Source organism: Cellulomonas gelida, assembly GCF_006538725.1.
GTDB classification, from domain to species: Bacteria; Actinomycetota; Actinomycetes; order Actinomycetales; family Cellulomonadaceae; genus Cellulomonas; species Cellulomonas gelida.
Genome location: NZ_BJLQ01000021.1, coordinates 42,209 through 67,931 on the forward strand (window position 1 = coordinate 42,209; position 25,723 = coordinate 67,931).

The following is a 25,723-nucleotide window of genomic DNA, read 5'->3' on the forward strand; positions in this document are numbered from 1 at the left end:
CGACGTAGAATGTGTCAAGCATTGCCGCCGGGGGCGGCGACCGACGAGAGGGGAGCAGCCCGTGGCGCGGACCAGCGAGGGCAGCCGCACACCGCGCACCCGGCAGGGCTCGCCGCCGAGCCTGCTCCTGACCCTGCTCGGCGACTACTGGTGGGGACAGACCGACCCGCTGCCCTCGGCCGCTCTCGTCGACCTCCTCGCGGACTTCGGCGTGAGCGACGTCGCCGCGCGCGCCGCCCTGAGCCGCATGGTCAAGCACGGCCTGCTCGTCTCGACCCGCAGCGGCCGGAACACGTTCTACGCGATGACCCCCCGCGCGCAGTCCGTCATGCGCCGCGGCGCCGAGCGCATCGTCGCGTTCGGCGCGGGGAACCAGGCCGCGTGGGACGGGCGCTGGAGCCTCGTGGCCTTCTCGGTCCCGGAGACCAACCGCTCGGCGCGCGAGCAGCTGCGCACACGGCTGCGCTGGCTCGGGTTCGCGCCGCTCTACGACGCGCTGTGGATCTCACCGCACCCGCGCCACGACCAGGCGCTCGCCGAGCTCGGGGACCTCGGGGTCACGCGCGCCACGGCGTTCGTCGCGACCTCCCCGGACCTGCCCGACGCGACCGTCGAGCCCCAGAGCGCGTGGGACCTCGGCGGTCTCGCCGAGCTGTACCGCACGTTCGTCACGACGTGGGAGCCCACGCACGCCGCGCTCGGCAAGGGCGCGATCTCCCCGGTCGACGCGCTCGTCAAGCGCACCGCGCTCATGGACGGCTGGCGCGCGTTCCCGGGCATCGACCCGGACCTGCCGCGTCCGCTCCTGCCGGCCGACTGGCCGCGCGACCAGGCCCGCGACCTGCTCCTGGACACGTACGAGCAGCTCGGCGCGCCCGCGTCCGTACGCGTGCGGCAGGTGATCGGCGCGTACGCGCCCGAGCTGACCGACCGTGTCGTCCAGTTCTCCGTGCTGTCCGACCCGCCCGGACCGCGACCCGCGCCGCCGGCCCCGAGCGGCCTCGCACGGACCGCGGCCCCGGCGGGCCGCTGAGCCCGTCAGGCGGTGAGGTACCGAGCCGTCAGGCCGGGGCGTCGAGCGGCGGCAGCGTGATCCCGCTCGGCTGCTGGAGCGAGGAGAACGTGTCCTGCCACGCCTCGGCGATCGCGTCGGCGTCCCACCCGCCCTCGCGGAACGTCACGCCCAGCTCCTGCGGGACGGAGTAGAGCGAGAGCTTGTCGCCGCCGATCCCGATCGCCTGCCCGGTCACGCCCGCGGACGCGTCGGACGCGAGCCACACGACGAGCGGCGCGACGTCCTGCGGCCCGCCGAGCGCGTGCTCCTGGCGCACCACGCGCGGCAGCGGCTCGCCGCGGTCGTACGCCGCCGCGACCTCGGCGTACACCGGGATGGTCGCGGTCATCGCGGTGATCGCGGTCGGCACGACGGCGTTGACGGTGATGCCTGCGCGCGCGAGCTCGAGCGACCAGGTGCGGGCCATCGCGACGATCCCGGCCTTCGCCGCGGCGTAGCTCGTCTGGCCGAAGTTCCCGTGCTGCCCCGCGGGCGAGCCGACGAGCACGATCCGGCCGCCCTCACCCCGTTCGCGCATGTGGACCGCGGCGGCCCGCGCCGTGGTGAAGGTGCCGCGCAGGTGCGTCTGCACGACGAGGTCGAAGTCCTCGTCGGACGTCTTCCACAGCACGCGGTCGCGCAGCACGCCCGCGTTGGTGACCAGGACGTCGAGGCGCCCGAACGCCTCGACGGCCGTGGCGACGAGCTGGTCGGCGGTCTCGGTGGGGCCCACGGGCGCGACGACCGCGACGGCCATCCCACCGTCGGCGACGATCGCGTCGACGGTCTCCTGCGCGGAGTCGGGGTTCACGTCGTTGACGACGACCCCAGCCCCGGCCGCGGCCAGCGCGCGGGCGTACGCGCGGCCCAGGCCCTGGCCGCTCCCGGTGACGACCGCGGACTTCTCGGTCAGGTCGATGCTCATGCGTAGTACCTCACGATCATGACGGCGACCGCGGCAGGCTTGGCCAGCCCCTCGGCCTCGAACGTGTTCTCGAAGACCGCCTGGTACCCGCCGGCCACCTCGGTCACGTCCGACAGCGTCGAGGTCACGCGGATGCGCGACCCGACCCGCACGGGCGCCGGGAAGCGCAGCCGGTCGAGCCCGTAGTTGACCCCTGTGCCCACCCCGGTCACCTCGATCACCTCGGCCATGAGCGGCACGACGAGGGCCAGCGTGAAGTAGCCGTGCACGATCGTCCCGCCGAACGGCGTGCCCGCCGCGTACGCGGGGTCGACGTGGATCGGGTTGTGGTCACCCGTGAGGTCCGCGAACCGGTCGACCTGCTCCTGGGTGACAGTGCGCCAGGACGACGGTCCGAACGTCGTCCCGACGAGCGACGGCAGGTCGCTCATGGCGACGGTGGTCAGGACCGGCGTCGCCTCGTCGGGCGGCGCCTCGTCGGTCGGGGTCGCCGTGGGTGCGGCGGCGTTGTCGGAGGACATGAGGTGTGCTCGCTCTCGTCGTCGGGCCGGGACAGGAACAGGGCCGTGCAGGACAGGTCAGAACAGGGGGAAGGCGGTCAGCCGTCCACGCGGACGACGACGGCCCCGGCTGAGTCACCCGCGGCGCAGCCGGTGAACAGGCCGGTCCCGCCCCCGCGCGCATGCAGCGCGTGCACGAGCTCGGTGACGGCGCGGGCGCCGGTGGGACCCTGCGGGTGGCCGTAGACCAGCGACGACCCGTACGGGTTCATCCGCTCGAGCGGGTAGCCGGTCTGCTCGGCGAACCACAGGTCGTTCACCGCGAACGGGTTGTGCGTGGTCACCACGTCCAGGTCGGCGACCTCGACGCCCGCCTCGGCGAGCGCGCGCAGCGCGGCCGGGACGGGCGCCCGCGGCATGTACGCGGGCTCGGCGCGCGCGAAGCCGGTCGCCAGGATCTGCGCGGTGACCCCGTCCCGCCCCAGCTCGCGCGCCCGGGCACCGTGCGCGACGACCACGCCGGCACACCCGTCTGCCGGGTGCGTCTGCGCGCCGAACGTCACCACGCCGTCGGGCGCCACGGGACGCAGCCGGGCCAGGCCCTCGGCCGTCGTCGGGAAGACGCCGTGGTCCGCCTCGAGCCAGTCGTCCTCGCGGCGGCCCGGGATGCGCACAGGCACCATGTAGGCGCGCTGGATCGCGCGGTCGTCGGCCAGCGTGCTGCGGTACTGCTCGTAGCGCAGCAGCGCGACCTCGTCGACCTGCTCACGCGTGTAGCCCGCGGCCCGCGCGGTGTTCTCGGCCGTGTCGTTCATGCTCTGGCCGGTCGTCGGGTCGAGCTTCATCGGATCGAGCACCCAGTGCTCGCTCACGGGTGCGCCGCCGGGGCCCCGGGCGCTGCTCCACAGCATGAGCGGGCCGTTGCTGGTGCGGTCGGTGATGACGCCGATCGTCGTCGCGTGCGCGCCGAGCTGCACCTGCGTCGCGAGGTGCTCGATCACCGCGGCCGAGGTCGCGCACGCGCGGGAGATCCACGGCCCGCCGTGCTCACCGGCACCCAGGCGGCGCGAGAGGCCGGTGACGCCGTAGAAGCCGTGCTGCTGCGGGACCGTGCACCCCAGCGTCCACTCGGTGATCTCCTCGGGCGGCAGCCCGCGGTCCGCGAGCGCCCGCCCGGTGACGTCGACCGCGACGTCCAGGCTGTTGAGCTCGGCGAGCGGCCCCTGCCACTTGGCGAACGGCGAGGTCCAGCTCATCCCGAACGGGATGTAGGCATCGGTGAACTTCATCGGGTCCTCTCGGCAGGGTCGGGCGCGCCGCTCGCGTCGGCGGCGGGGGCCTCGAGCTCGGTGATGCGGCGGCGCAGCCGGTGCATGTCGACCTTGCCGCTGGGGCTGCGCTGGAGCTCGTCGACGACGTGGACGCGACGCGGCTTCTTGTACCCGGCCAGGTGCCGGCCGACCTCGTCCTGCACCTGCTCGGGCGTGACCCCGGCGCCAGGCGCGGTGACGACGACGGCCGTGACGACCTCGCCCCAGCGCGGGTCCGGCAGGCCCAGGACCACGGCGTCGACGACTCCCGGCAGCGCGAGCAGCACCTTCTCGACCTCGCCGGGGAAGACCTTCTCGCCGCCGGTGTTCACGACGCCGGACCCGCGACCGAGCAGCTCGACGTAGCCGTCACCGAGCACGCGCACCCAGTCGCCCGGCATGACGTACCGCACGCCGTCGATCACGGGGTACGTCTCGGCGGTGCGCGACGGGTCGTCGTGGTAGCCCAGCGGCATCGCGCCGCGGTAGGCGAGCATGCCCGTCTCGCCGACCTCCTCGACCGGGGTGAGCTGTGGCGACAGGACCACGGCGCCGGGCGCGAGGCGCGGTCGGCACGGCAGGTCGTCGGGCCCGCGCACCACGCCGTACGCGAACGGACCGCCCTCGCTCGCCCCGACGATGTCGATGAGCGTCGCGCGGGGCGCGTGCGCGAGGAGCCGTCGCTTGAGGTCGTCGGACCACACCATGCCCGAGCTCAGCACCGTGCCCAGCCCGGAGATGTCCGCACCGGCCCCCTCGGGCGAGTCCAGGACGTCCACGAGCGGTCCGACGATCGCGTTGCCTGCCACGACGAGGCGCGTGACCCCGTGCTCGGCGATGGCCCGCACGGCCGCGCGCGGGTCGAAGCGCGCGGCGGGCAGGAACACGACGGTGCCGCCCAGCACGATCGCGTTCATGACGTTGAACAGCGCGGTCGCGTGCATCATCGGCGGCAGCGGCAGGCAGACCGTGCGCGGCAGGTCGTCGCGTGCGGCGATGCGGGTGACCTCGTCGAGGGAGGTCGGCAGGTCGACGGGCAGCGAGCCGTAGATCGAGAACTGCTGGCTGTCGAACAGGTTGCCGTGCGTCCACTCGACCGCCTTGGGCCGGCCCGTGGTGCCGCCGGTGAACATGAAGATCTTGTGCTCCGGGCCCTGCTCTTGCGGGGGGAGGGGGTCGGCCTCGAGCGCGGAGTCGAACGGGGCCGCGCCGGGGATCTCGACCGCCTCGTCGGGCGCGTCCCGCGGCGGGCCGTCGGGCACGACGAGGACGAGCGCGGGCAGTGCGACCCGCTGCGCGGCGTCGCGCACGGCCGGGGCGAGGCTGCTCGGGTGCACGAGCGCCGACGGCCGCGACATCTCCAGCAGCTCGGCGAGCTCGGTGCCCTGGTAGCGGAAGTTGATGTTGACCGGGATCGCGCCGATCTTGTACGCCGCGTACAGCGTGATCAGGTACTCGACCCGGTTGTACATGAAGATCGCGACGGTCGACTCCGCGCCGAGGCCGCGCGCGACGAACGTCGAGGCCAGTCGTGCGGCGCGCTCCTCGAACTCGGCGTACGTGAGCGTCGTGCCCTGCGCCCGCACGGCGACGCGGTCCGGCACGGCACGCGCCACGGCGTCCCAGATCGTTGCGTAGTTGGCGCGATCGAGGTCACCGGACGACGACGGGACGTCTGCCACTGCTCACATCCTCGTGGGCGGGCCGCGCTCGGGCGCGACGGCTGCTGACCTAGCGATCGTGCCCGCCGCGACCGCGGACGTCAACCATTCTCGTGACGATCGTCAACGAGATGTCGAATGATTGCCCGGGTCTCGCGCCGCTGCTGGCGCCCCCGGGTCAGGGTGCGAGGCGTCGGCCGAGCTCGGCGCGGGCCGGCTCGGCGAGGGCCGTGTGGAGGCGGCCGAACGCGGCGACCGAGCGCGCGGCGGGCCAGTCGTCGGCCAGGTGCTCGGGCGGCAGGCGCGGCACCGCGCGCAGCAGGTCGAGCCAGTCGGCGACGAGCGCGGTCAGGTCGCACAGCGCGCGGTCGGCGTCGGGCGCGGCGCCCGCCCAGCGGTGCTGGAACTCCTCGTGCCGCGCACGCATCGCGTCGAGCCGCCACGCGGTCCGGACGCTGCGCGCCGCCGAGAACCCCGGGACCTCATGGGCGCGGAACGCGAGGAGCTCGAGCTCGTCGTCGTCGCCGCGGTCCCCCGCCCCGCTGTCGTGTCGCTCTTCGTCGTGCCGCTGCTCGTCGTGCCGCCCGTCGTCGTGCACGCCGCCCAGCGCCAGCGCGACGTCGACCTCGCCGGGCGCGATCCACAGCCCGTCACGCAGCAGCCCGAACCCCGCCCAGGCGAGCTGGGCCCGCACGCGGTGCCGCACGTCGCGGCGGCTCTCGGGGACCGAGAAGGTCACGAGCGTCCAGCCGGTGCCCCGCGGCGCGAACGGGTCGGCGTCGAACACGCGGTCGCGGGCCTCCCCGAGCACGCGCTCGCTCTCGGGCGTCAGGCGGTAGGTGACGGTGCGCCCCACGCGCTCGGAGGCGAGCAGGCGTCGGGTCGCCATGCGGGTCAGCGCCGCGCGCGTCGCGGCCTCGCCGACGCCCAGCTCGCCGAGGACGGCGATGAGCACCGAGGCGGGCAGCGGGCCCGCGCCGCCGGCCACCATGAGCTCGCCCATGAACGCCAGCAGCAGCTGCTCCGGCCGCCGCCGGACCGTGGCACCGCCCGGTCCGAGCGCGCCCTGGGACGGCGTCGACATGCGCGCGATTCTCGCACGGCGTCAGGTCACATGTCGGCATCGGGGGCGCGAACGCTCATTGACATGCGTGACATTCGACTGCACGATTGCTGGACGAGTGTCATGCATGGTCCGAGCGCTGGTCGGTCCCGACGGCGTGCGGAGCTGCCCGCCAGTCACCCGCGATTCAACGGAGAATTGAGGACCCCATGAACCGACGTCCCGCTCTCGTGGCGGCGCTCGTCGCGACGCTGTCCCTCGGGCTCGCCGCGTGCTCGTCGTCCGACACGCCCTCCCCGTCGAACACCTCGGCCGCCCCCGGGGCGACGGCGACCGACGACGGCGACGCGACCCCGACACCCGTCACGATCGGCGCGCTGACCATCAGCGAGACCGCCCCGCTGTGGGCGGCAGTCAAGGCCGGCATCTTCACCGAGCACGGGCTCGACGTGACCGTCCAGCCGATCCAGGGCGGCGCGCAGGCGATGCCGGCGCTGCTCAACGGCGACATCGACTTCTCGATCGGCCAGCCGTTCGGCGCGATGCGGGCCAGCCTGCAGGGGCTGGACGTCAAGATCATCGCCAACTACGCGCAGAGCCTCACCGAGGGCGACGACATCAACTCGGTGGTCGTCGGTGCCGGCAGCGCCATCACCAAGCCCGCCGACCTCGCGGGCAAGAAGGTCTCGGTCAACTCGATCGGCGCGGCCGGTGACCTCACGATCCGGGCGGCGGTCGAGGCCGACGGCGGCGACCCGGACTCGATCCAGTTCGTCGAGGTCGCATTCCCCGACGCCCAGGCCCAGCTCGACGCGGGCAACATCGACGCCGCATGGGTGCCCGAGCCGTTCGTCTCGATCATCGTCGGCGCGGGCGGCGCGCGGGTCGTCGACCCGTACCAGGCGGTCCTGCCGGGCCTGCCCACGCTCGTCGTGCAGACCACGGGCAAGACCGTGTCCGACGACCCGGAGCTCGTCGACGCCGTCCGCGACGCCATGACCGAGGCGTTCGCGTGGGCCAAGGACAACGACGCCGCCGTGCGTCAGTCGCTGGTCGACGAGATGAAGCTGCCCGAGCCGGCCGCGGCGAACCTCCGCTTCCCGACCTTCTCGACCGAGCTCGACGTCAGCGTCCTGCAGGGCCTGTCCGACCTCGCGGTCAAGTACACGTACTTCGAGAAGGCCCCGGACCTCGACACCCTCATCGTCGAGTGAAGCAGGCGGCCGACACGGTGACCGGCCCGGACCTCGGGGGCGCCGCCTCCCCGGCCCGGGCCGGACACGGGGCCGGCCCCGACGAGCGCGCCGTGACCGGCGCGGGGGGTCGCCGCTCGGCGGCGCCCCGCTCCGGCCGCGCCGCGCTGCTCGGGTTCCTCGGGATCGTCGGCTTCGCCGCCACCTGGGAGCTCGTGGCACGCGCCGAGCTGGTCAACCCCGCGTACCTGCCGCGGTTCTCCACGACCGCCGCGCGCCTGGTCACCGAGCTCGGCGAGCCGACGTTCTGGTCGGCGCTCGGCGACACGGTGGTCACCTGGGCGATCGGGCTCGCGATCGCGGTCGTCGCGGCGGTGGTCGCGGGGACCGTGATCGGCCTGGTGCCGTTCCTGCGCCGCGCGACGCACAGCACGGTCGAGTTCCTGCGGCCCATCCCGTCGGTCGCGATCATCCCGCTCGCGGTCCTCGTGGCCGGCCTGTCCCGCGAGGCCGCGCTCGTGATCGTCGTCTACGCGCCGTTCTGGCAGGTGTTCATCCAGGTGCTGTACGGCGTGGGGGACGTCGACACCGTCGCCGACGACACCGCGCGCAGCTTCGGGCTCGGGCGCCTCGCGCGGCTGCGCCACGTCGTCTTCCCCACCGCGCTGCCGTACGTCATCACGGGCTTCCGGCTCGCGGCGTCGATCGCGCTGGTCCTGACCATCACGGCCGAGCTCGTGATCGGCAACCCGGGGATCGGCCGGCAGATCGACGTGTACCGCTCCGCCCCCGACGCGCCGGGCCTCTACGCGCTCGTCCTGGTCACCGGGCTGCTCGGGCTCCTGGTGAACCTCGCCACGCGCCTCGTCGAGCGCCGCGTGCTGCACTGGCACCCGTCGGTCCGCAAGGAAGGCGCCCGCTGATGCCCGCCGTGCGTCGCTCACTCGTCTCGATCGCGTTCGTCGTCGGCCTGCCCGCGCTCCTCGTCGTCGCCTGGGGCCTGGCCACGCAGGGCACGACGAACCTCTACTACCCGCCGCCGTCACGCGTGCTCGACGCGTTCGTCACCACCTGGCTCGCCCCCGAGACCCTCACGCGCGACGTCCTGCCGAGCCTGAGCCGGTTCGCGATCGGAGTGCTGCTGTCGATCGTCATCGGCATCGTCGCGGGCACCGCGATCGGCGCGACGCCGTGGCTGCGGTCCCTGCTCGAGCCGATGCTCGAGTTCTTCCGCGCGATCCCGCCCGTCGTGCTCGTCCCGGTGCTCATGCTCCTGCTCGGCATCGACGACTCCATGAAGCTCGCGGTGATCGTCTCGGGCAGCGTGTGGCCGGTCCTGCTCAACACGATCGAGGGCGTGCGCGGGACCGACCCCGTGCTCGTCGACACCTCGCGGTCCTACCGGGTCCGCGGCGTCCTGGCCTACCGGTACGTCGTGCTGCCCGCCGCGAGCCCGCAGATCATGGCTGGCGTCCGGCTGTGCCTGTCGATCGGGCTGATCCTCATGGTGATCTCGGAGATGTTCGCCTCGTCGTCGGGGCTGGGCTACCAGATCGTCTTCTTCCAGCGGCAGTACATGGTCGCCGAGATGTGGAGCGGCATCCTGCTGCTCGGCCTCGTCGGCGTCCTGGTCGCCGGCGTCTTCCAGCTCGTCGAACGACGGGTGCTGCACTGGTACCACGGCTCGAGAGAGGTCGCACGTGGCTGAGCGAACACCCCTGCTGTCCGTCCGGGACCTGAAGAAGACCTACCAGGGCGCCGCCGGGCCGGTCGAGGCCGTCGGCTCGATCACGTTCGACGTGCAGCCCGGTGAGCTGGTCTGCATCGTCGGGCCGTCCGGCTGCGGGAAGACGACCCTGCTCAAGTGCCTGTCCGGCCTGCTCCCGCCGACCGCGGGCTCGGTCACCCTCGACGGGGCCGAGGTCACCGCGCCGCCGAAGAAGATGGCGCTGGTGTTCCAGGAGTACGGGCGCAGCCTCTACCCGTGGCTCACGGTGCGCGACAACGTCGCGCTGCCGCTCAAGGCGCGCGGCGTGCCCAAGAGCGAGCGGCTCGCCCTGGTCGAACGGGCGATCGAGGAGGTCGGGCTGGGCCACGCGCTCGACACGTACCCCTGGCAGCTCTCGGGCGGCATGCAGCAGCGCGTCGCCATCGCGCGGGCCGTGGCCTACCAGCCCGAGATCCTCGTCATGGACGAGCCCTTCGCCGCGGTCGACGCCCAGACCCGCGCCGACCTGGAGGACCTCGTCCGACGCGTGTGGCGGGACCTCGGCGTGACCGTCCTGTTCGTCACGCACGACATCGACGAGTCCGTCTACCTGGGCGAGCGCGTCCTGATGCTGTCGAGCTCCCCGACGTTCGTGCAGGAGGACCTCGCGATCGACCTACCGGACGCCCGCGACCAGCTCACCACGCGCGCGATGCCCCGGTTCACCGAGCTGCGCACGCACGTCTACGAGCAGATCCAGCGCGCCAAGCGCGGCGAGTCGGTCCCCGCCACGCCCTGAGTCACTCCGGTGCGGGGGTGTGGGAGTCGAGGATCGTGGTGAGGAGGTGCTGGAGGGTCTCGCGCTCGGTCGGGGTCAGGGCTGAGGTCAGGACGGCGTCGACACGCGCCGCCGAGGGGACCAGCTCGCGCAGCAGGGCAAGGCCCGCATCGGTGAGGCGGACGACGTTGCGGCGTCGGTCCGCCGTGGCGCGCACGCGCGCGACGAGGCCGCGCGCCTCGAGGCGGGCGACGAGCCCGGCGACGGTCGAGCGGTCGAGGTCCAGGGCGTCGCACAGCTCGCGCTGACTCGCCTCGCCCAGCCGGTGCAGGACGTTGAGCACGCCGAACTGCACGTTCGTCAGCCGCGGGCCGACCTCCTGCGCCCAGGCCGCGAGGTGCGCCTGCTGTGTGCGGCGCACGAGGAAGCCCGTGTGCCGGGCGAGGTCGAGGGGCAGCGGGTCGCTCACGGCGCCATGGTGGCAGTCGTCAGAGCCAGCGCGGTGGTGCCGGGACGGGCGTGCCGTCGGTCGTCGTCAGCAGGTGCGCGCCGCCGCGGCCGGTCGCCCATCGCGCGAGGTCGGCCGCGCGGCCACGCAGGTGGGTGCGCGGCACGTCGTCGCCACTCGCAGGGTCGTCCGTGAGCGCCGCGCGGTCCGTGGGCTCGAGGACCGGGACCACGACACCCCCGGCGTCGCCCCGCGCGCGCCAGGTGCGGGTGACGTCCGCGAGGAGACCGTCGACGAGCTCGGCCGGGAAGTGCCGGAAGGACGCGCCGTTGTCGAGGTCGACGGCGTGCACCCACACCTCGCGCGTGCGCATCCAGACCGTCTCGCTCGCGGGGACCACACGCCCCTGGGCGGTGCGGACCTGCGCACGCCACGCCTCGTCGGACAGGTCCCGCCACTCGACGTTGAGGTGCACGGCCGCGTGCGCGGACAGGTTCCGCAGGGCGCGCGCGGGCAGGGTCGCGCCGTACTCGATCTCCGCGTCGCGCTCCTCGCGAGAGGCGTACATCGGGGTCTCGACGCCCGTGGCCGCCCACTCGGTCAGTCGCGTCAGGGCACGCGCGTTCAGGCCGACGTGCGCGACGACGTGCCGCCGGGTCCAGCCCGGCACGAGCGACGGGGCGTCGAGCTCGTCGTTGCGCAGCTCGTTGAGCGTGCGGGAGAAGTACGCCTGGCCCCGCCGGGCCAGCAGCAACGAGGCGAGCAGCTGCGGGTCGGTCGTCCGGTCGGTGCGGCCCGCCACGTCAGGCCTCCGCGACGACGTCGTTGCGGAGCTCGCCCAGCCCGGTGACGGTCGTCGTCAGCCGGTTCCCCGGACGCAGGTAGCGCGGGGGTGTGCGCGCGTGGCCGACGCCGCCGGGCGTCCCGGTCGCGATGACGTCGCCCGGGTGGAGCGTCAGGATCTGCGAGACGTACGCGACCAGGGCGGCCGGGCCGAAGACCATGTCGTCGACGCGCGTGTGCTGCACCTGCTCGTCGTCGACGACCGTGCGCAGCTCGCCGGTGAGCGGCTGGTCGACCGTGAGCCACGGCCCGAACGGTGTCGTCGCCTCGAACGTCTTGCCCTGCAGCCACTGCGCGGTGCGGTACTGGTAGTCGCGCATCGTGACGTCGTTCAGCACCGCGTACCCGGCGATCGCGTCGCGCGCGGCGGCCTCGTCGAGCCTGCGTGCCGGGGCGCCGACGACGACCGCGACCTCGCCCTCCCAGTCGACCGCGTCGGCCGCGTGCGCGGGCAGGACGATCGGGTCGTACGGCCCGACGAGGGCCTCGGGATACTTCGCGAACAGCGTGGGGAACGCGGGCAGCTCCCGGCCCATCTCGAGGATGTGGTTGCGGTAGTTGAGCCCGACGCAGACGATCTTCGACGGCCGCAGCACGGGCGGCGCCCAGGCGCGGGGCTCGAGGTCCGCGAGCGCGTGCCGAGGGCCGTCGGCCGCCGCCGCGCGCGCACGCCAGAGCGGGTCGGCCAGCAGCGCACCCACGTCCGCGGCGTCGCCGATCTCGACCGCCGTCTCGTCGTCCACCCGCACCGCGACCGTCGTCCGCCCGGCGGGACCGTCCGTCGACGAGGCACCGACCCGCAGCGTGCCGAGCCTCACGCGAGGTCCTCGTTGCGCTGGCCGGGCACGTAGGTGCGCGTGAACTGGAGCCGGTCGATGATCGGCCCGTCGTTGAACCGGAACAGGTCGAACTGGGTGTCGGCGTGCAGCGACCACGGCACCCAGCTCGGGACGGCGAACAGGTCACCGGTCTCGACGCGGTGCTCGGTCCCGCCGAGCACGACCGTCCCGTCGCCCTCGAACACCTGCCACACCGACGAGCCGACCTCGTGCCGTGTGGGCGTCTCGGCGCCCGCGCGCAGGCGGTGGAACTCGCATCGCAGGGTGGGCATCACGTCGCCGCCGGTCGTGGGGTTGGTGTACCGGATCGCGGCGTGCCCCTGCTCGACGGTCGCCGGGTAGCCCTCGTCCTCGAGCCGCAGCTGCTCGGTCAGCGCGCGGTCCGTGTGCTCCCAGCGGTAGGCGGACAGCGGCGAGCTCGTCTGGTCCTCCAGCCCGGACAGCGGCCGCAGCCCCGGGTGCGCCCACAGCCGCTCCGCGCGCGAGACGTCGGGCGAGGCCTCGTCGGTCACGCGCTCGGAGCCGAACTCGAAGAAGCCGACGTCGGCGTAGTGCGAGAACGGGACGTCGAGGCCGTCGATCCAGGCCATCGGCTGGTCGGTGTCGTTGTGGTGGCCGTGGTAGTTCCAGCCGGGCGTGAGCAGCAGGTCGCCGCGTCGCATGGCCACCGGGTCGCCGTTGACGACGGTCCACACGCCCTCGCCCTCGACGACGAAGCGGAACGCGTTCTGGCTGTGGCGGTGCTCCGGGGCGGTCTCGTGGCCGCCGAGGTACTGGATCGCGCACCACAGCGTCGGGGTCGCGTACGCGGTGCCCGGCAGGCCGGGGTTCGCGAGCCCGATCGCGCGACGCTCGCCGCCGCGCCCGACCGGGACGAGCTCACCGGACCGCTCGGCGATGTCGAACAGGGTCTTCCAGCGCCAGATGAAGGGGATGGCCTGGGGCGCCGGCGCCATGGGCATGAGGTCGTCCCGCTGGGTCCAGAGCGGGGCCAGGTTGTTCGCCTCGAAGTCGGCGTAGAGCTGCTTGAGCTCGGGGGTGTCGGCGGTGCCGTCCATCTGGTCCACGGTGCTCTCCTCGATGACGTCGTCGTCAGTCGTTGGCATACCAACGATAGGCGCGAACCGCCGCGCACGGAAGGGGCGGACGCCGTCCACCCAGTGGCCGCCCCCTGGCAGCGCCCGAACGGCCTTCCTACTGTGGGCCTGCGCCGGTTCGTCCCGTTCTGACCGAGCGCTCTCCAGGGGGTGACGGCGGGGGCCCGCGCCCGAGGGGACGTCTCGACCCCGCCGCAGGGGGACCCATGCGCTCCAGGCTCACGACCTCGCTCGCCGCCGCCGTCATGGCACTCACGCTCGTCACCGCCGTCCCGGCGGCCGCGCACGGCCCTGGGCACCACCACCGCCCGGCGACGTACCTGCTCGACCCCGTCGGCCCCGCCGCGGACGACGTCTACCCCGAGGGCGTCGCCGCGCACGGCGGCCACTTCTACGTCAGCAGCACCACCGACGGCACGATCTACCGGGGAGACCTCGACGAGCCGACCGCGACGCCGTTCCTACCGGGCGGGCAGGACGGCCGCGTCATCGCGGTCGGGCTCAAGGTCGACGGCCGCACGCTGCTCGTCGCGGGCGGCTTCACGGGTCGCGTGTGGGCGTACGACCTGCGGACCCGCGCGTTGACCGGGTCGTGGCAGGTGGTGCAGGACGGCACGCCGACGTTCGTCAACGACCTGGCCGTGAGCCCGCGCGGTGACATCTACGTGACGGACTCGATGCGCCCGGTCCTCTACAGGATCCACGCGGGCGAGAAGCGGACGACGACGACCGAGCTGCTCGAGCCGGTCGTGTCGTTCGAGGGCACCGAGTTCACCTACGACCAGGACGTCAACGCCAACGGCCTGGTGATCTCCCCCGACGGGAAGACCGCCGTCGTCGCGAAGACGCGCACCGGGCAGCTGTTCCGGGTGGGGCTGACCGACGGCAGCGTCTCGGTCGTCGACCTCCACGGCGGCTCCGTCCAGGGCGACGGTCTGCTGCTCGACGGCCACCGGCTGCTCGCGGCCGAGTGGACGGCCGGCAACCCGCAGTCCGTGGTCGCCGTCGACCTCAACCGGCGCTTCACCGAAGGTCGGGTCGTCTCACGGACGTCGGACCCGTCGTTCGACGACCCGACGACCATCGCGCGTGCCGGGCGCGACCTGCTCGTCGTGAACAGCCAGTTCGACACGAGGAGCGCAGGCGGGACGCCGGAACCGTTCACGGTGTCGCGCATCCCCGTTCCCTGACGGGCTCACGCCCTGCGGGACGGTCACACGGCGCGGAGCACCAGCAGGAACTGCCCGCCGCCGGGTTCGACCTGCGTCGTGACGGGCAGGCCGGGGGCGAACCGTGACAGCCGGTCGACGAGCCACGCGGCAGCCTCGTCGGCGTCCGCGCGGCTGGGGCAGCGCGCCACGACCTCACGCCCGCCCTTACGTCCGAGGCGCTCGACGGTCTCGGCGATCGGCGCGGGGTCGACGACGAACAGGTCGGGCGACCACGGCACCACGGGCTTCACCGCGCCCTTGCGGGTGTTGCACTGGCGGTGGGCGAGGCGCTCGCTGCCGGGCGCCGACTTCTTGGACTTGGTGACGAGGCCGGAGTCGACGCTCGGTCCGAGGTCGGAGTTCACGGACGCGTCGGGGTCCACCGGCTGGTCGCACAGCCAGCAGCGCCACGCGTCCCGGTCACCGACGTCGCTCAGGTTGCTCATGCGCGCACGCTAGCCGCACCTGGCGGCACGGACGTCACCCGCGTCGTCGACGCCCCTCCTCGCCTGTCGGGGGGCCCTGCCATGCTGGCCGGGTGGAGCTGCGCTTCAGCGGTGAGGTGATCTGGTGGCGCGGGCCCGCGCCCTTCCACTTCGTCGTGCTCCCCGAGCCGGAGGCGGTCCGGATCCGTGCCGTCGCGTCGCGGGTGACCTACGGCTGGGGCTGCATCCCCGCGACCGTGACCGTGGGGCGCACGACGTTCACCACGTCGATCTTCCCCAAGGACGGCGGGTTCCGCGTGCCGCTCAAGGTGGCCGCACGCCGGGCGGAGGGGGTCGAGCTCGGGGACGACGTGGACCTCGTCGTCGTCGTGGACGACCCGGACGGGCCGTCCGGCCCGCCGGAAGAGCCGGACGACGACCAGCCGACGCCCCCACCGGCCCCGCACCACGACCCCGCGGACGACGACGACTACTTCGACCCCGCCCGTACGGCGCCCCGGTAGGGTTCGGTGCCCGAGGCCCCGGGGGAGGACAGGTGCTGGCACTGACGCCACCGCAGCTACGGCCGTTCTGCACGCTCACGGTCGAGCTCGCGCCGGTCCTGGACGTGGGTGCGGCCCGGCTCGGGAAGCGGCGCGTCGTCCCCATCGCGGGTGGGCGCGTCACCGGCCGGATCAGCGGGACCGTCCTGGACGTGGGCGCGGACTGGCAGACCGTCGACGACGACGGCGTGGCCGAGATGGACGCGCGCTACGCGTTCCGGACCGACGACGGCGCGCTCGTCGAGATCGTCAACCAGGGCTTCCGGTACGGACCGCCGGACGTCATGGCGCAGCTCGCGTCGGGCGCCCCGACGCCACCCGATGCGTACTCGATGCTCTCCACGGCTCGCCTCGAGAGCGGCCACCCCGACTACCGGTGGGTCAACCGGCTCGTGCTCGTCGGGACCGGCGCACGCCACGGCAGCACCGTGCAGGTCGACCTCTACACCCTCGAGGACCTCCACACCCTCGACGGCCGACACACCCTGGACCACCCCGACCCCCCGGAACGAGGGCCGCAGACGTGACCGACGAGCGAGTCCTGATCGCAGGCGGGGGGATCGGCGGCCTCGCCGTCGCGCTCACGCTGCACCAGCTCGGCGTGCCCTTCACGGTGCTCGAGGGTGCGCGCGAGCTCGCGCCGCTCGGGGTGGGGATCAACCTGCAGCCCAACGCGGTGCGCGAGCTCGGGGACCTGGGCATCGACACCGACGCGCTCGACGAGATCGGCCTCGCCACGCACGAGTGGGCGCTCGTCGGACGCAACGGCAACGACATCTACGCCGAGCCGCGCGGCCTGCGCGCGGGGTACAGCTGGCCGCAGTACGCCGTCCACCGCGGGCGTCTGCAGCTGCTCCTCGCGCAGACGCTGCGCGAGCGTGCCGGCGACGCCGCGATGCTGCTCGGCCACCGCGTCACCGGCTACGAGAAGCATGACGACGGGACCGTGACGGCGCTCGGGCAGCGCGCCGACGCGAGCACGTTCCGCGAGCGCGGCACCCTGCTGGTCGGCGCGGACGGCATCCACTCGGCGGTGCGCGCGCAGATGCACCCCGACCAGCCGCCCATCCACTGGGGCGGCACGATCATGTGGCGCGGCACCACGCAGGCGCGGCCGATCCGCACGGGCGCCTCGTTCGTCGGCCTCGGCTCGGCCCGGCACCGCGTGGTGGTCTACCCGATCTCGCCCGCCGACCCGGACACGGGCCTGGCCACGATCAACTGGATCGCCGAGATCCGGGTCGACGACGTCGACGACCGCGAGGCCGCGGGCTGGTTCCGGCGCGTCGACGTCTCGGAGTTCGCGCACCACTTCACCGACTGGACCTACGACTGGCTCGACGTGCCGGACCTGCTGGCCCGCGCCGAGGTCGCGTACGAGAACCCGATGATCGACCGCGACCCGGTGCCGACGTGGCTCGACGGGCCGGTGCTGCTGGTCGGCGACGCGGCCCACGCGATGTACCCGACGGGGTCGAACGGGGCGAGCCAGGCGATCATGGACGCCCGCCTGCTGGGCGCCTCGATGCTGGAGCACGGTGTCACGCCCGACGCGCTCGCCGCCTTCGACGCGCGACTGTGCGGCCCGATCTCGCAGCTCGTGCTGCGCAACCGTGGCGACGGTCCGTTCGGCCTGCTCGACCTGGTCGACGAGCGGTGCGGCGGGCAGTTCGACGACATCGAGGACATCGTCCCCGAGCTCGAGCGCAACGAGTTCATGGCCGGCTACAAGGCCGCCGCGGGCTTCGCGATCGAGCAGCTCAACGCGGCCGCGCCGACGATCGCACCCGGGGCGTCCCTCGGCACCCGCGTCGACGCGTGACCCGGTGCGGCGCTCTCCAACGAGCCCGCACATCCGACGTTCAAGATGCCGACTCGGGCAACCGTTGCCACCCTGGGCCCGATGAACACCACGATCTCGACCGCCGCCCACCCCGCCACGAGCCAGGACCGCGTGCGGCAGGTCACGGTCCTGCTCGGGGCGGTCGTCGCGATCGTCGGAGCCACGATCGGCTCGGGCGCGTTCGGCGGCCAGCCGATCGCCGAGGCCGCGGACGGCGCGCTGTCCGCGACCGCGACCCCGGTCGCACCCGACAGCCCCGCGTTCGCGATCTGGTCGGTGATCTACGCCGGCCTGGCGGTCTTCGCGGTCGTCCAGGCGCTGCCGCGCAACGCGACCGACCCGCGACTGCGGGCGGTCGCCTGGTGGGTGCTCGCGTCGATGCTGCTCAACGCGCTGTGGATCGGCGTCGTGCAGGCCGGGTCGGTCGGGGGCAGCGTCGTCGTGATCGTCGTGCTGCTCGCGGTCCTGGCCCGGCTGTTCGTGACGCTCGTCCACCTCGCGCACACCAACGCGGTGGCCTCGACGGTCACCGACGTGACGGTCGGGCTGTACCTGGGCTGGGTCAGCATCGCGACGCTCGCGAACACGGCCGCGTTCCTGGCGGCGGCCGACGTGGGCGAGCTCGGGCTCGGCGCGACCACGTGGTCGGTGATCCTCGTGGCCGCGGGCGCCGTGCTCTCCATCGCCTACGCCCTGTACGGCAGCAGCAGCCCGACCGTCGTCATCCCGGTCGGGCTGGCGATGGCGTGGGGACTGATGTGGATCGGCCTGGGCCGGACCGACGGCCCGCTGGTCGACGAGACGGTCGCGACCGCGGCGTTCGTCGCCGCAGGTGTCGCGCTGCTCGCGCCGCTCGTCACGACGCTCGCCGCGCGCCGGCGCTGACGGCTGTCGCGCCAGCGTCGCCCGCCCGCCCGCCTGCACGCCTGCCCGCCTGAGTCGAACCGAGCAGAGCCAGGCCCGGGGACGGTCAGGCCCGCCTTTCCTTGCTGGAGAAGTGCGCGGCGATGACGTATCAGTGAGGTATGCGTACCTACGTGGCGCGTCTCGCCGCGTACCCGGTCGTGATCGCGACGCTCGCGGTCGGGCTCGTGGGCGGGGTGCTCGAGCTGGTCGGCCAGGCCGAGGCCGCGCGGTGGGTGGTGTCCGCCTTCGCGGTCGGTGTCGCGGTGCTCAAGGTCCGCGAGATGGTGGCCGACCTGCGGGCCGGCAGCTACGGGATCGACCTGCTCGCGGTGACGGCGATCGGTTCGACCGTCGCGGTCGGTGAGTACTGGGCGGCGCTCGTCGTGTGCCTGATGCTGTCCAGCGGTGAGGCGCTCGAGGACTACGCGGCGGGCCGGGCCTCGCGTGCGCTGACCGGGCTGCTGGAGAGCGCCCCACGCATCGCGCACCGCCTGGACGACGCCGGGCAGCTCACGGACCTCATGGTCGAGGACGTGGCGATCGGAGACCGGCTGCTCGTGCGGCCGTTCGAGGTCGTGCCGGTGGACGGCGTGCTCGAGTCCGCGACCGCGACGCTCGACGAGTCGTCGCTGACCGGCGAGTCCCTGCCGGTCGACCGCGCTCAGGGCGACGGGCTGCTGTCCGGTGCGATCAACGGCACGGAGGCGATCGAGATCCGCGCCACCGCGAACGCGGCGGACTCGCAGTACCAGCGCATCATCGAGCTCGTGCGCCAGGCGCAGGACTCCAAGGCGCCCTTCGTGCGCCTCGCCGACCGCGTCGCGGTGCCCTTCACGCTCGGCGCGCTGGGCCTCGCGGTCGCGGCGTGGCTCGTGTCCGGCGACCCCGCCCGGCTCGCCGAGGTGCTCGTCGTCGCGACGCCGTGCCCGCTGATCATCGCGGCGCCGGTGGCGTTCATGGGCGGCATGTCGCGCTCCGCGCGCGCCGGGATCATCGTCAAGAGCAGCGGCATGCTCGAACAGCTCGCCCGGGCGCGCACCGCCGCGTTCGACAAGACCGGGACCCTCACGTACGGGCAGCCACGCGTCACGGAGGTCCACGCGCAGGGCATGGGCGCCGACGAGGTGCTCCTGCTCGCCGCCGCGGTCGAGCAGTACTCGGCGCACCCGCTCGCGGACGCGGTCGTCGAGCGTGCCCGCCAGGACGTCGGCGAGGTGCCGTCCGCCGAGGACGTCACCGAGGTCCCCGCGCACGGCATGCGCGGCGTCGTGAGCGGGCGCGTCGTCGTCGTGGGCAACGCACGGCACATCGCACGCGAGACCGGTCGGGAAGCGCTCGCCGGGCCGGAGGCAGCCACGGCGGTGCACGTCGCGATCGACGGTCGGTACGTCGGCTACCTCGCCCTGGCCGACGAGCTGCGCGCCGAGACCCGCGCGACGATGGCCTCGCTGCACCGCGCGGGCGTCCGCACGACCATGATGCTCACGGGCGACGGCACGGGCGTCGCGCGTCACATCGCCGCGCGCGCGGGCATCGACGACGTGCGCGCCGAGCTGCTGCCGCAGGACAAGGTCGACGCGATCCGCACGGCACCGCTGCGTCCCGTGATGATGGTCGGCGACGGCGTCAACGACGCGCCCGTCCTGGCGGCGGCGGACGTCGGCATCGCGATGGGCGCGCGCGGGTCGAGCGCGGCGAGCGAGTCCGCCGACGTGGTCATCACCGTCGACGACCTGTCCCGCGCCGCGCGAGCGGTGCACATCGGCAAGCGCACCATGTGCGTCGCCTGGCAGGCGATCGGGATCGGGCTCGCCCTGTCCGTCGGCCTCATGCTCCTCGCGGCCGCCGGCCGCCTGCCCGCGATCGCGGGCGCCTGGCTGCAGGAGGCCGTCGACCTCGCGACGATCCTGTGGGCGCTGCTGGCCGTGCGCCCCAGCCGGTCCGAGCGGGCCGACCTGCGGCTGGTGACGTCCGAGCTCAGCGTGCCGAGCACCGCCCAGGCTGCGGATACGCTGCCGACGCGCTGACCTGCGCACCGCTCCCGATCGAGAGGCCTCCCGTGAAGGCTGTCGTGTACGAGCAGTACGGGGGTCCCGAGCGGCTGCGGCTCGCCGACGTCCCGACGCCGCGCCCCGCCGCCGGGCAGGTCCTGGTGAAGGTCGCGGCCACGTCGATCAACCTCAGCGACTGGGAGAGCCTGCGCGGCTCGCCGTTCTACTCGCGCCTCAGTGGGCTCCGGGCGCCACGACGACACGTGCTCGGCTCGGACATCGCAGGGACGGTCGAGGCCGTCGGTGCCGACGTCACGGCGTTCGCCCCGGGCGACGAGGTCTACGCGGACAACCTCGCGCTCATGGGGGGCTTCGCGCAGTATGCGGTCGTCCCCGAGCGAGAGCTGGCGCGCAAGCCCGCCGAGCTGACGTTCACCCAGGTCTCGACGATCCCCCAGGCCGGCGCGATCGCGCTGCAGGGGACCTCGCTCGCGGCGCCGGGACGCCGCGTGCTCGTCAACGGCGCGGGCGGCGGCTCGGGGACGTTCGCGATCCAGCTCGCCAAGCGGCTCGGCGCGCACGTCATGGCCGTCGACAACGAGCACAAGCTGGACTTCATGCGGTCGCTGGGGGCCGACGAGGTCGTCGACTACCGCCGGGAGGACTTCACGCGCGGCCGCGAGCGCTACGACCTGATCCTCGACCTCGTCGCCCACAGGTCCGTCTTCGCCTACCGGCGCGCGCTCGCCCCGGGCGGACGCTACCGGTGCGTGGGCGGCACGGTCCGGTCGCTCCTGCGGGTGCTGACCGTCGGCGCCGCTGCGGGCGTCGCCACCGGACGCTCGTTGGGCGTGCTCGTCGTGAAGACGGGACCCGCGCAGTTCGAGCCTCTCGCCGAGCGGTGCGTCGCAGGGGAGGTCGCCGTCCACGTCGACCGAACGGTCGGACTCGACGGCGTCGCGGAGGCGCTCGCGCACGTCGGCGAGGGCCGCGCGCTCGGCAAGGTCGTCGTCACGCCCTGACGGTCCCGGTCCGCCGGCCCTCGCCCGGCCCGACGAAGGCCCCCCGGCTGTCGAATCCGGCGGTCGTCGTGCGTCATCTCGGTGAGACGACCGACTGACGAGAGGGGACAGGCGATGCAGTTCATGGTGATCGTCAAGGCCACGGCCGAGAGCGAGGCGGGCATCATGCCCACCACCGAGGACTTCGAGACGATGGGCGCGTTCATCGGCGAGCTCGTCGACGCGGGCATCCTGCGCGGCGCCGAGGGCCTGCTGCCGAGCAGCACCGGGGCGCGGATCTACGTCGAGGACGACGACGAGCGCACCGTCGTGGACGGGCCGTTCGCCGAGACCACCGAGCTCGTCGCGGGCTTCTTCCTGGTCGAGATGGACTCGCTGGCCGAGTGCGTCGAGCTGTTCAAGCGCTGCCCGGTGCAGCGGTCGAGCCTGGGCAAGCGCACGCACCTCGAGATCCGGCAGCTCCCGCGGCCCGAGGACTTCGGGGAGAGCTTCACGCCCGAGCAGCAGGAGGCGGTCGAGCAGCGGCGCGCCAAGGTCGCGGCCCAGGGCTGACCCGCGGCGGCGGGTCGTGCCAGGGTGGGCGACATGCCCGTCGTGCGCACCGCCGCCGCCCTGCTGCGCGCGTCGCACCTGCCCCCGACGCTCGCCGTCACGGCGTTCGCGGCGGCGTACGCGTGGGGCGTCGGGGCACCCGCCGGGCTGGCCGCGCGGGTCGCACTCGCGGTGCTCGCGGGTCAGCTGTCGGTGGGGTGGTCGAACGACTGGATCGACGCCGCGCGTGACCGGGCCGTCGCCCGGCCGGACAAGCCGGTCGCGACGGGGGCGATCACCACCGGGACGGTGCGGGCGGCCGCGCTCGTGGCGGCGCTCGCGTGCGTGGTGCTGTCGTTCCTGCTCGGGACCGCGCCGGGCGCGGTGCACGTCGTGGCCGTCGCGTCCGCGTGGGCGTACAACGCGTGGCTCAAGTCGACGCCGTGGTCCTGGGCGCCGTACGCGCTGTCGTTCGGCCTGCTGCCGTCGGTCGCGACGCTGGCGCTCGACGACCCGTGCGTCGCACCCGCCACGACGACGCTCGCGGCCGCGCTGCTCGGCGTCGGCGCGCACCTCGCGAACGTCCTGCCGGACCTCGAGGACGACGCGGCGACGGGCGTCGTCGGGCTGCCCCACCGCCTCGGCCGGCGCAGGACCACGGTCGCCGCGGTCGCGCTCCTGCTCACGGCCGCCGCGCTCGTCGTGCTGAGCATGCCGGGCGGGCCCACCCCCGCCGGGCTCGTCGCGCTCGGGGCCGCTGCGGGGCTCGCCGCGAGCGCGGCGTGGGTCGCGGCTCGTCGGCCCGAGCGCCGCTACCCGTTCCTCGCGGCGATCGGCGTCGCGGCTGTGGCGGTGGGGGTGCTCGTCGCGACCGGGTGACACGCCGGTCGTCTGAACACCCTGCGCGCGTCGCGCACGCGTGCGACGATCCCGAGATGTCCCGGATCGTCGCGGTTGCTCCCGTGCTGCCGGACCATGCCTACCCGCAGGCGCAGATCGCGGAGCAGGTCGCCGCGCTCGTCACGTCCGACCCGGCGCGGCGGTCGCTGCTGCTGCGGCTGCACGGCTCGTGCGGGATCGAGACCCGACACCTCGCCCTGCCGCTCGAGCGCTACGGCACGCTGACCTCGTTCGACGAGACCAACGCGCTCGCGCTCGCGCTCGGCACCGACCTCGCGGAACGCGCGGTGCGCGACGCGTTGCGCACCGCGGGCCTCGACCCGCACGACGTCGACCACCTCATGCTCACGACCGTGACTGCGATCGGGGCCCCCTCGCTCGACGCCGCCCTCGTCGACCGGCTCGGGCTGCGGCCCGACGTCACGCGCCTGCCCAGCTTCGGGCTCGGGTGTGCGGGCGGTGCCGCGGGGCTCGCGCGCGTGCACGACCACGTGACCGCGCACCGTGACCACGTCGCCGTGCTCGTCAGCGTCGAGCTGTGCTCCCTGACGCTGCAGCGGGACGACGACTCGACCGCCAACCTCGTCGCGAGCGGGCTGTTCGGGGACGGCGGCGCGGCCGTGGTGATGGTCGGCGACGACCGCGAGCCACCGCGGGGCACCTCGGGCGCGACGCGGCGCGTCTGGGCGGACGCGCCGCGCGTCGTCGGCGCTCGCAGCGTCCTCTACCCCGGTTCCGGCGACGCGCTCGGCTGGCGGGTCGGGGCCTCGGGGCTGCGCATCGTGCTGTCCGGCGGGCTGCCGGACGTCGTGCGGGCGCACGTGGCCGACGACGTGAAGGCGCTGCTCACCGCGCACGGCGCGGTGCTCGACGACGTGCGCACGTGGGTCGTGCACGCCGGGGGACCCAAGATCCTCGAGGCCGTGCAGGACGCGCTCGACCTGCCGCGCGACGCGCTCGCCCGGTCGTGGGCGAGCCTGGCGCGGGCCGGCAACCTCTCGTCCGCGTCGGTGCTGCACGTGCTCGCCGACACGCTCGCGGGCTCCCCGACGAGCGCGCCGGGCACGGCCGCGGGCACGACGACAGGCGCGACGACACGCGGGACGGCCACCGCGACGGACGCACCCGGTGCGCTCGGGGTGGTCGCCGCGTTCGGGCCGGGGGTGGGCGCCGAGCTCGTCGCGCTGCGCTGGCCGTCCGACGAGCGGAGGGCCGCGTGAGCCTCGCGCTGTACACGGCGCTCGTCCTGGCCACGGGCGTCGAACGGCTCGCCGAGCTCGTCGTGTCCGCACGGCACGCCCGCTGGTCGTTCGAGCGCGGGGGCCGCGAGAGCGGGCGCGGGCACTTCCCCGCGATGGTCGCGCTGCACACCGGGCTCCTGGTGGCGTGCATCGCCGAGGCGTGGCTCGCCGACCGGCCGTTCCTGCCCTGGCTGGGCTGGCCCGCGCTCGTCGTGGTGCTCGCGTCGCAGGCGCTGCGGTGGTGGTGCATCGCGGTCCTGGGACCGCAGTGGAACACGCGCGTGATCGTCGTCCCGGACCTGCCGCTCGTGCAGCGCGGCCCGTACCGGCTGCTGCGCCACCCGAACTACGTCGCCGTGGTCGCCGAGGGCATCGCGCTGCCGCTCGTGCACACCGCGTGGGTCACCGCCCTGGCGTTCACGCTGCTCAACGCGGTGCTCCTGCTCGGCTTCCGCATCCCCGCCGAGGAGCGCGCGTTGGCGCACGCGCGGCAGGGCTGACGGCGTGCCGGGCGACGTCGACGCGGACGTGCTCGTCGTCGGGGGCGGGCCGGTGGGCCTCGCCGCCGCGATCGAGGCGCGTCTGGCGGGGCTGTCCGTGCTGGTGCTCGAGCCACGGCCCGGACCCGTGGACAAGGCGTGCGGCGAGGGGCTCATGCCCGGCGCGCTCGACGCGCTCGCGCGGCTCGGGGTGGACCCGGAGGGCCACGTGCTCGCGGGGATCGCGTACGTCGGCGGGTCGCGCCGCGTCGAGCACCGGTTCGCCGGGGGCGTCGGCCGCGGCGTGCGGCGCACGGTCCTGCACGCGGCGCTCGCGCAGCGAGCGCTCGAGCTGGGCGTCGAGCGTGTGCCCGGCCGTGCCACGTCCGTGCGCCAGGACGCGCACGGGGTCGTCGTCGGCGGGCTGCGGGGGCGGCACGTGCTCGCGTGCGACGGGCTGCACTCGACGGTCCGGCGCCTGGTGGGGCTGGACCAGCCCGCACGACGAGCGCACGGCGGCGACCGTCGACGCTTCGGCATGCGCCGGCACTTCCGGGTCGCGCCGTGGGGCGACCTCGTCGAGGTCCACTGGGCGTCGCACGCCGAGGCGTACGTGACCCCGGTGTCCGACGGGCTCGTCGGGGTCGCGGTGCTCGGCGGCGCCCGCACGGGGCTCGACGACACGATCGCGGAGCTGCCCGAGCTCGCCGAGCGCCTCGCCGGCGCGCAGCCGGACGGGTCCGTGCGCGGCGCGGGGCCGCTGCGCCAGCAGTCGCGCGCCCGCACCGCGGGACGCGTCCTGCTCGTCGGGGACGCCTCGGGCTACGTCGACGCGCTGACCGGCGAGGGCCTGCGCGTCGGGTTCGCGCAGGCTGCGGCCGCGGTCGCCCACCTCGACGACCCCTCCGGGTACGAGCGCGCGTGGACGCGGGCGACGCGCGACTACCGGGTCCTGACGTCGGGCCTCGTCGCCGCCGCGACCTCGCCTGCGCGCGGCGCGATCCTCCCGGCGGCCGCCGCCCTGCCCCGCGTGTTCGGCGCGATCGTCGAGCGGCTCGCCCGATGACGGCCACGGACCGACCGCCGGCGAGTGGTCCGGCGCTGCTGCTCGAGCGCATGCGCGCGGCCGGGCTCGACGACGTGGTCGCGGTCGAGCCGGCGTCGGGCGGGCTCGCAGCCACGGCGGGGCTGG

General features: G+C 74.2%; 27 protein-coding genes. 17 read left to right on the plus strand and 10 right to left on the minus strand.

Annotation, left to right across the window (positions count from 1 at the left end; genetic code table 11):
• Window positions 1-61: 61 nt before the first annotated feature.
• Window positions 62-1,033 (plus strand): PaaX family transcriptional regulator, encoded by a 972-nt coding sequence (locus CGE01nite_RS10595; protein WP_141370811.1) that lies wholly within the window; start codon window positions 62-64, stop codon window positions 1,031-1,033.
• Window positions 1,034-1,061: 28 nt separating this feature from the next.
• Here the strand turns inward: CGE01nite_RS10595 and CGE01nite_RS10600 are convergent, their stop codons facing one another.
• The 5 genes from CGE01nite_RS10600 to CGE01nite_RS10620 form a co-directional block, all read right to left on the minus strand.
• On the minus strand, window positions 1,062-1,979 hold the full coding sequence (locus CGE01nite_RS10600) for an SDR family NAD(P)-dependent oxidoreductase (protein WP_141370813.1): 918 nt from the start codon (window positions 1,977-1,979) through the stop codon (window positions 1,062-1,064).
• Complete coding sequence (locus CGE01nite_RS10605) at window positions 1,976-2,410, minus strand: MaoC family dehydratase (protein ID WP_048341385.1); 435 nt, start codon at window positions 2,408-2,410, stop codon at window positions 1,976-1,978. The genes CGE01nite_RS10600 and CGE01nite_RS10605 overlap by 4 nt, the downstream gene beginning before the upstream one ends.
• A 167-nt stretch (window positions 2,411-2,577) precedes the next feature.
• Window positions 2,578-3,768, minus strand: coding sequence for a thiolase family protein (locus tag CGE01nite_RS10610; RefSeq protein ID WP_141370815.1), 1,191 nt, complete (start codon window positions 3,766-3,768; stop codon window positions 2,578-2,580).
• On the minus strand, window positions 3,765-5,471 hold the full coding sequence (locus CGE01nite_RS10615) for an AMP-binding protein (protein WP_141370817.1): 1,707 nt from the start codon (window positions 5,469-5,471) through the stop codon (window positions 3,765-3,767). The genes CGE01nite_RS10610 and CGE01nite_RS10615 overlap by 4 nt, the downstream gene beginning before the upstream one ends.
• A 157-nt stretch (window positions 5,472-5,628) precedes the next feature.
• Window positions 5,629-6,534, minus strand: a complete 906-nt coding sequence (locus CGE01nite_RS10620) for a PaaX family transcriptional regulator (protein ID WP_141370819.1) — start codon at window positions 6,532-6,534, stop codon at window positions 5,629-5,631.
• Between the two features lie 188 nt (window positions 6,535-6,722).
• On the opposite strand from CGE01nite_RS10620, the gene CGE01nite_RS10625 reads away from it, so the two are divergent.
• The 4 genes from CGE01nite_RS10625 to CGE01nite_RS10640 all read left to right on the plus strand — a co-directional run bounded on the left by CGE01nite_RS10625 (window position 6,723) and on the right by CGE01nite_RS10640 (window position 10,213).
• A complete protein-coding gene (locus CGE01nite_RS10625; RefSeq protein ID WP_141370821.1) occupies window positions 6,723-7,727 on the plus strand; it encodes an ABC transporter substrate-binding protein in 1,005 nt (334 codons plus the stop codon).
• A 92-nt stretch (window positions 7,728-7,819) separates the two neighbouring features.
• Entirely contained in the window at window positions 7,820-8,629 is an 810-nt protein-coding gene (locus CGE01nite_RS10630) for an ABC transporter permease (RefSeq protein ID WP_229747569.1), read from the plus strand.
• Window positions 8,629-9,414 carry an ABC transporter permease gene (locus CGE01nite_RS10635; protein ID WP_141370823.1) on the plus strand — a complete coding sequence of 262 codons (786 nt, stop codon included), beginning with the start codon at window positions 8,629-8,631 and terminating at the stop codon, window positions 9,412-9,414. The genes CGE01nite_RS10630 and CGE01nite_RS10635 overlap by 1 nt, the downstream gene beginning before the upstream one ends.
• Entirely contained in the window at window positions 9,407-10,213 is an 807-nt protein-coding gene (locus CGE01nite_RS10640) for an ABC transporter ATP-binding protein (protein ID WP_048341358.1), read from the plus strand. Before CGE01nite_RS10635 ends, CGE01nite_RS10640 begins: the two co-directional genes overlap by 8 nt.
• Before the next feature lies 1 nt (window position 10,214).
• Here CGE01nite_RS10640 and CGE01nite_RS10645 read toward each other — a convergent pair whose 3' ends face one another.
• From CGE01nite_RS10645 to CGE01nite_RS10660, 4 genes are read right to left on the minus strand one after another with little or no spacing between them, the layout of a single operon-like run.
• Window positions 10,215-10,661, minus strand: a complete 447-nt coding sequence (locus CGE01nite_RS10645) for a MarR family winged helix-turn-helix transcriptional regulator (protein ID WP_082156119.1) — start codon at window positions 10,659-10,661, stop codon at window positions 10,215-10,217.
• Window positions 10,662-10,680: 19 nt separating this feature from the next.
• Entirely contained in the window at window positions 10,681-11,442 is a 762-nt protein-coding gene (locus CGE01nite_RS10650; protein WP_141370825.1) for a maleylpyruvate isomerase family mycothiol-dependent enzyme, read from the minus strand.
• Between the two features lies 1 nt (window position 11,443).
• Window positions 11,444-12,301, minus strand: coding sequence for a fumarylacetoacetate hydrolase family protein (locus tag CGE01nite_RS10655; RefSeq protein ID WP_141370827.1), 858 nt, complete (start codon window positions 12,299-12,301; stop codon window positions 11,444-11,446).
• Window positions 12,298-13,380: a cupin domain-containing protein gene (locus CGE01nite_RS10660; RefSeq protein WP_229747579.1), complete on the minus strand. Its 1,083-nt coding sequence runs from the start codon at window positions 13,378-13,380 to the stop codon at window positions 12,298-12,300. Before CGE01nite_RS10660 ends, CGE01nite_RS10655 begins: the two co-directional genes overlap by 4 nt.
• Before the next feature lie 245 nt (window positions 13,381-13,625).
• On the opposite strand from CGE01nite_RS10660, the gene CGE01nite_RS10665 reads away from it, so the two are divergent.
• Complete coding sequence (locus CGE01nite_RS10665; protein WP_141370829.1) at window positions 13,626-14,609, plus strand: SMP-30/gluconolactonase/LRE family protein; 984 nt, start codon at window positions 13,626-13,628, stop codon at window positions 14,607-14,609.
• Between the two features lie 23 nt (window positions 14,610-14,632).
• On the opposite strand, the gene CGE01nite_RS10670 is transcribed toward CGE01nite_RS10665, so the two are convergent.
• On the minus strand, window positions 14,633-15,076 hold the full coding sequence (locus CGE01nite_RS10670) for a hypothetical protein (protein ID WP_141370831.1): 444 nt from the start codon (window positions 15,074-15,076) through the stop codon (window positions 14,633-14,635).
• Window positions 15,077-15,168: 92 nt separating this feature from the next.
• Between CGE01nite_RS10670 and CGE01nite_RS10675 the strand changes: the two genes are divergently transcribed.
• From CGE01nite_RS10675 to CGE01nite_RS10725, 11 genes are all read left to right on the plus strand, one after another.
• Window positions 15,169-15,579: a DUF1905 domain-containing protein gene (locus CGE01nite_RS10675; protein WP_141370833.1), complete on the plus strand. Its 411-nt coding sequence runs from the start codon at window positions 15,169-15,171 to the stop codon at window positions 15,577-15,579.
• A gap of 32 nt (window positions 15,580-15,611) precedes the next feature.
• A complete protein-coding gene (locus tag CGE01nite_RS10680) occupies window positions 15,612-16,145 on the plus strand; it encodes a DUF3237 domain-containing protein (RefSeq protein ID WP_141370835.1) in 534 nt (177 codons plus the stop codon).
• Window positions 16,142-17,440: a flavin-dependent oxidoreductase gene (locus CGE01nite_RS10685; RefSeq protein ID WP_141370837.1), complete on the plus strand. Its 1,299-nt coding sequence runs from the start codon at window positions 16,142-16,144 to the stop codon at window positions 17,438-17,440. The genes CGE01nite_RS10680 and CGE01nite_RS10685 overlap by 4 nt, the downstream gene beginning before the upstream one ends.
• Before the next feature lie 81 nt (window positions 17,441-17,521).
• Complete coding sequence (locus tag CGE01nite_RS10690; protein WP_141370839.1) at window positions 17,522-18,346, plus strand: TspO-related membrane protein; 825 nt, start codon at window positions 17,522-17,524, stop codon at window positions 18,344-18,346.
• A gap of 140 nt (window positions 18,347-18,486) precedes the next feature.
• The gene (locus CGE01nite_RS10695; RefSeq protein WP_141370841.1) at window positions 18,487-20,394 is read left to right on the plus strand and encodes a heavy metal translocating P-type ATPase; all 1,908 of its coding nucleotides are present in this window, start codon (window positions 18,487-18,489) and stop codon (window positions 20,392-20,394) included.
• Between the two features lie 32 nt (window positions 20,395-20,426).
• Window positions 20,427-21,380, plus strand: coding sequence for an NAD(P)-dependent alcohol dehydrogenase (locus tag CGE01nite_RS10700; protein WP_141370843.1), 954 nt, complete (start codon window positions 20,427-20,429; stop codon window positions 21,378-21,380).
• Window positions 21,381-21,494: 114 nt separating this feature from the next.
• Window positions 21,495-21,932 (plus strand): YciI family protein, encoded by a 438-nt coding sequence (locus CGE01nite_RS10705; RefSeq protein WP_048341366.1) that lies wholly within the window; start codon window positions 21,495-21,497, stop codon window positions 21,930-21,932.
• Between the two features lie 33 nt (window positions 21,933-21,965).
• The gene (locus tag CGE01nite_RS10710) at window positions 21,966-22,790 is read left to right on the plus strand and encodes a UbiA family prenyltransferase (protein WP_141370845.1); all 825 of its coding nucleotides are present in this window, start codon (window positions 21,966-21,968) and stop codon (window positions 22,788-22,790) included.
• Window positions 22,791-22,846: 56 nt separating this feature from the next.
• Window positions 22,847-24,031, plus strand: coding sequence for a type III polyketide synthase (locus CGE01nite_RS10715; RefSeq protein ID WP_141370847.1), 1,185 nt, complete (start codon window positions 22,847-22,849; stop codon window positions 24,029-24,031).
• The gene (locus CGE01nite_RS10720; RefSeq protein ID WP_141370849.1) at window positions 24,028-24,552 is read left to right on the plus strand and encodes an isoprenylcysteine carboxyl methyltransferase family protein; all 525 of its coding nucleotides are present in this window, start codon (window positions 24,028-24,030) and stop codon (window positions 24,550-24,552) included. The genes CGE01nite_RS10715 and CGE01nite_RS10720 overlap by 4 nt, the downstream gene beginning before the upstream one ends.
• A gap of 4 nt (window positions 24,553-24,556) precedes the next feature.
• The gene (locus CGE01nite_RS10725; RefSeq protein WP_141370851.1) at window positions 24,557-25,597 is read left to right on the plus strand and encodes an NAD(P)/FAD-dependent oxidoreductase; all 1,041 of its coding nucleotides are present in this window, start codon (window positions 24,557-24,559) and stop codon (window positions 25,595-25,597) included.
• Window positions 25,598-25,723: the final 126 nt, after the last annotated feature.

What these genes read in the sequence shown, in the direction of transcription:
- CGE01nite_RS10660 (WP_229747579.1), bottom strand. Translation starts at nt 13,380, where the DNA reads ATGGACGGCACCGCCGACACCCCCGAGCTCAAGCAGCTCTACGCCGAC.
- CGE01nite_RS10600 (WP_141370813.1), bottom strand. Translation starts at nt 1,979, where the DNA reads ATGAGCATCGACCTGACCGAGAAGTCCGCGGTCGTCACCGGGAGCGGC.
- CGE01nite_RS10620 (WP_141370819.1), bottom strand. Translation starts at nt 6,534, where the DNA reads ATGTCGACGCCGTCCCAGGGCGCGCTCGGACCGGGCGGTGCCACGGTC.
- CGE01nite_RS10710 (WP_141370845.1), top strand. Translation starts at nt 21,966, where the DNA reads ATGCCCGTCGTGCGCACCGCCGCCGCCCTGCTGCGCGCGTCGCACCTG.
- CGE01nite_RS10635 (WP_141370823.1), top strand. Translation starts at nt 8,629, where the DNA reads ATGCCCGCCGTGCGTCGCTCACTCGTCTCGATCGCGTTCGTCGTCGGC.
- CGE01nite_RS10695 (WP_141370841.1), top strand. Translation starts at nt 18,487, where the DNA reads ATGCGTACCTACGTGGCGCGTCTCGCCGCGTACCCGGTCGTGATCGCG.
- CGE01nite_RS10705 (WP_048341366.1), top strand. Translation starts at nt 21,495, where the DNA reads ATGCAGTTCATGGTGATCGTCAAGGCCACGGCCGAGAGCGAGGCGGGC.
- CGE01nite_RS10610 (WP_141370815.1), bottom strand. Translation starts at nt 3,768, where the DNA reads ATGAAGTTCACCGATGCCTACATCCCGTTCGGGATGAGCTGGACCTCG.
- CGE01nite_RS10625 (WP_141370821.1), top strand. Translation starts at nt 6,723, where the DNA reads ATGAACCGACGTCCCGCTCTCGTGGCGGCGCTCGTCGCGACGCTGTCC.
- CGE01nite_RS10690 (WP_141370839.1), top strand. Translation starts at nt 17,522, where the DNA reads ATGAACACCACGATCTCGACCGCCGCCCACCCCGCCACGAGCCAGGAC.
- CGE01nite_RS10715 (WP_141370847.1), top strand. Translation starts at nt 22,847, where the DNA reads ATGTCCCGGATCGTCGCGGTTGCTCCCGTGCTGCCGGACCATGCCTAC.
- CGE01nite_RS10665 (WP_141370829.1), top strand. Translation starts at nt 13,626, where the DNA reads ATGCGCTCCAGGCTCACGACCTCGCTCGCCGCCGCCGTCATGGCACTC.
- CGE01nite_RS10670 (WP_141370831.1), bottom strand. Translation starts at nt 15,076, where the DNA reads ATGAGCAACCTGAGCGACGTCGGTGACCGGGACGCGTGGCGCTGCTGG.
- CGE01nite_RS10605 (WP_048341385.1), bottom strand. Translation starts at nt 2,410, where the DNA reads ATGAGCGACCTGCCGTCGCTCGTCGGGACGACGTTCGGACCGTCGTCC.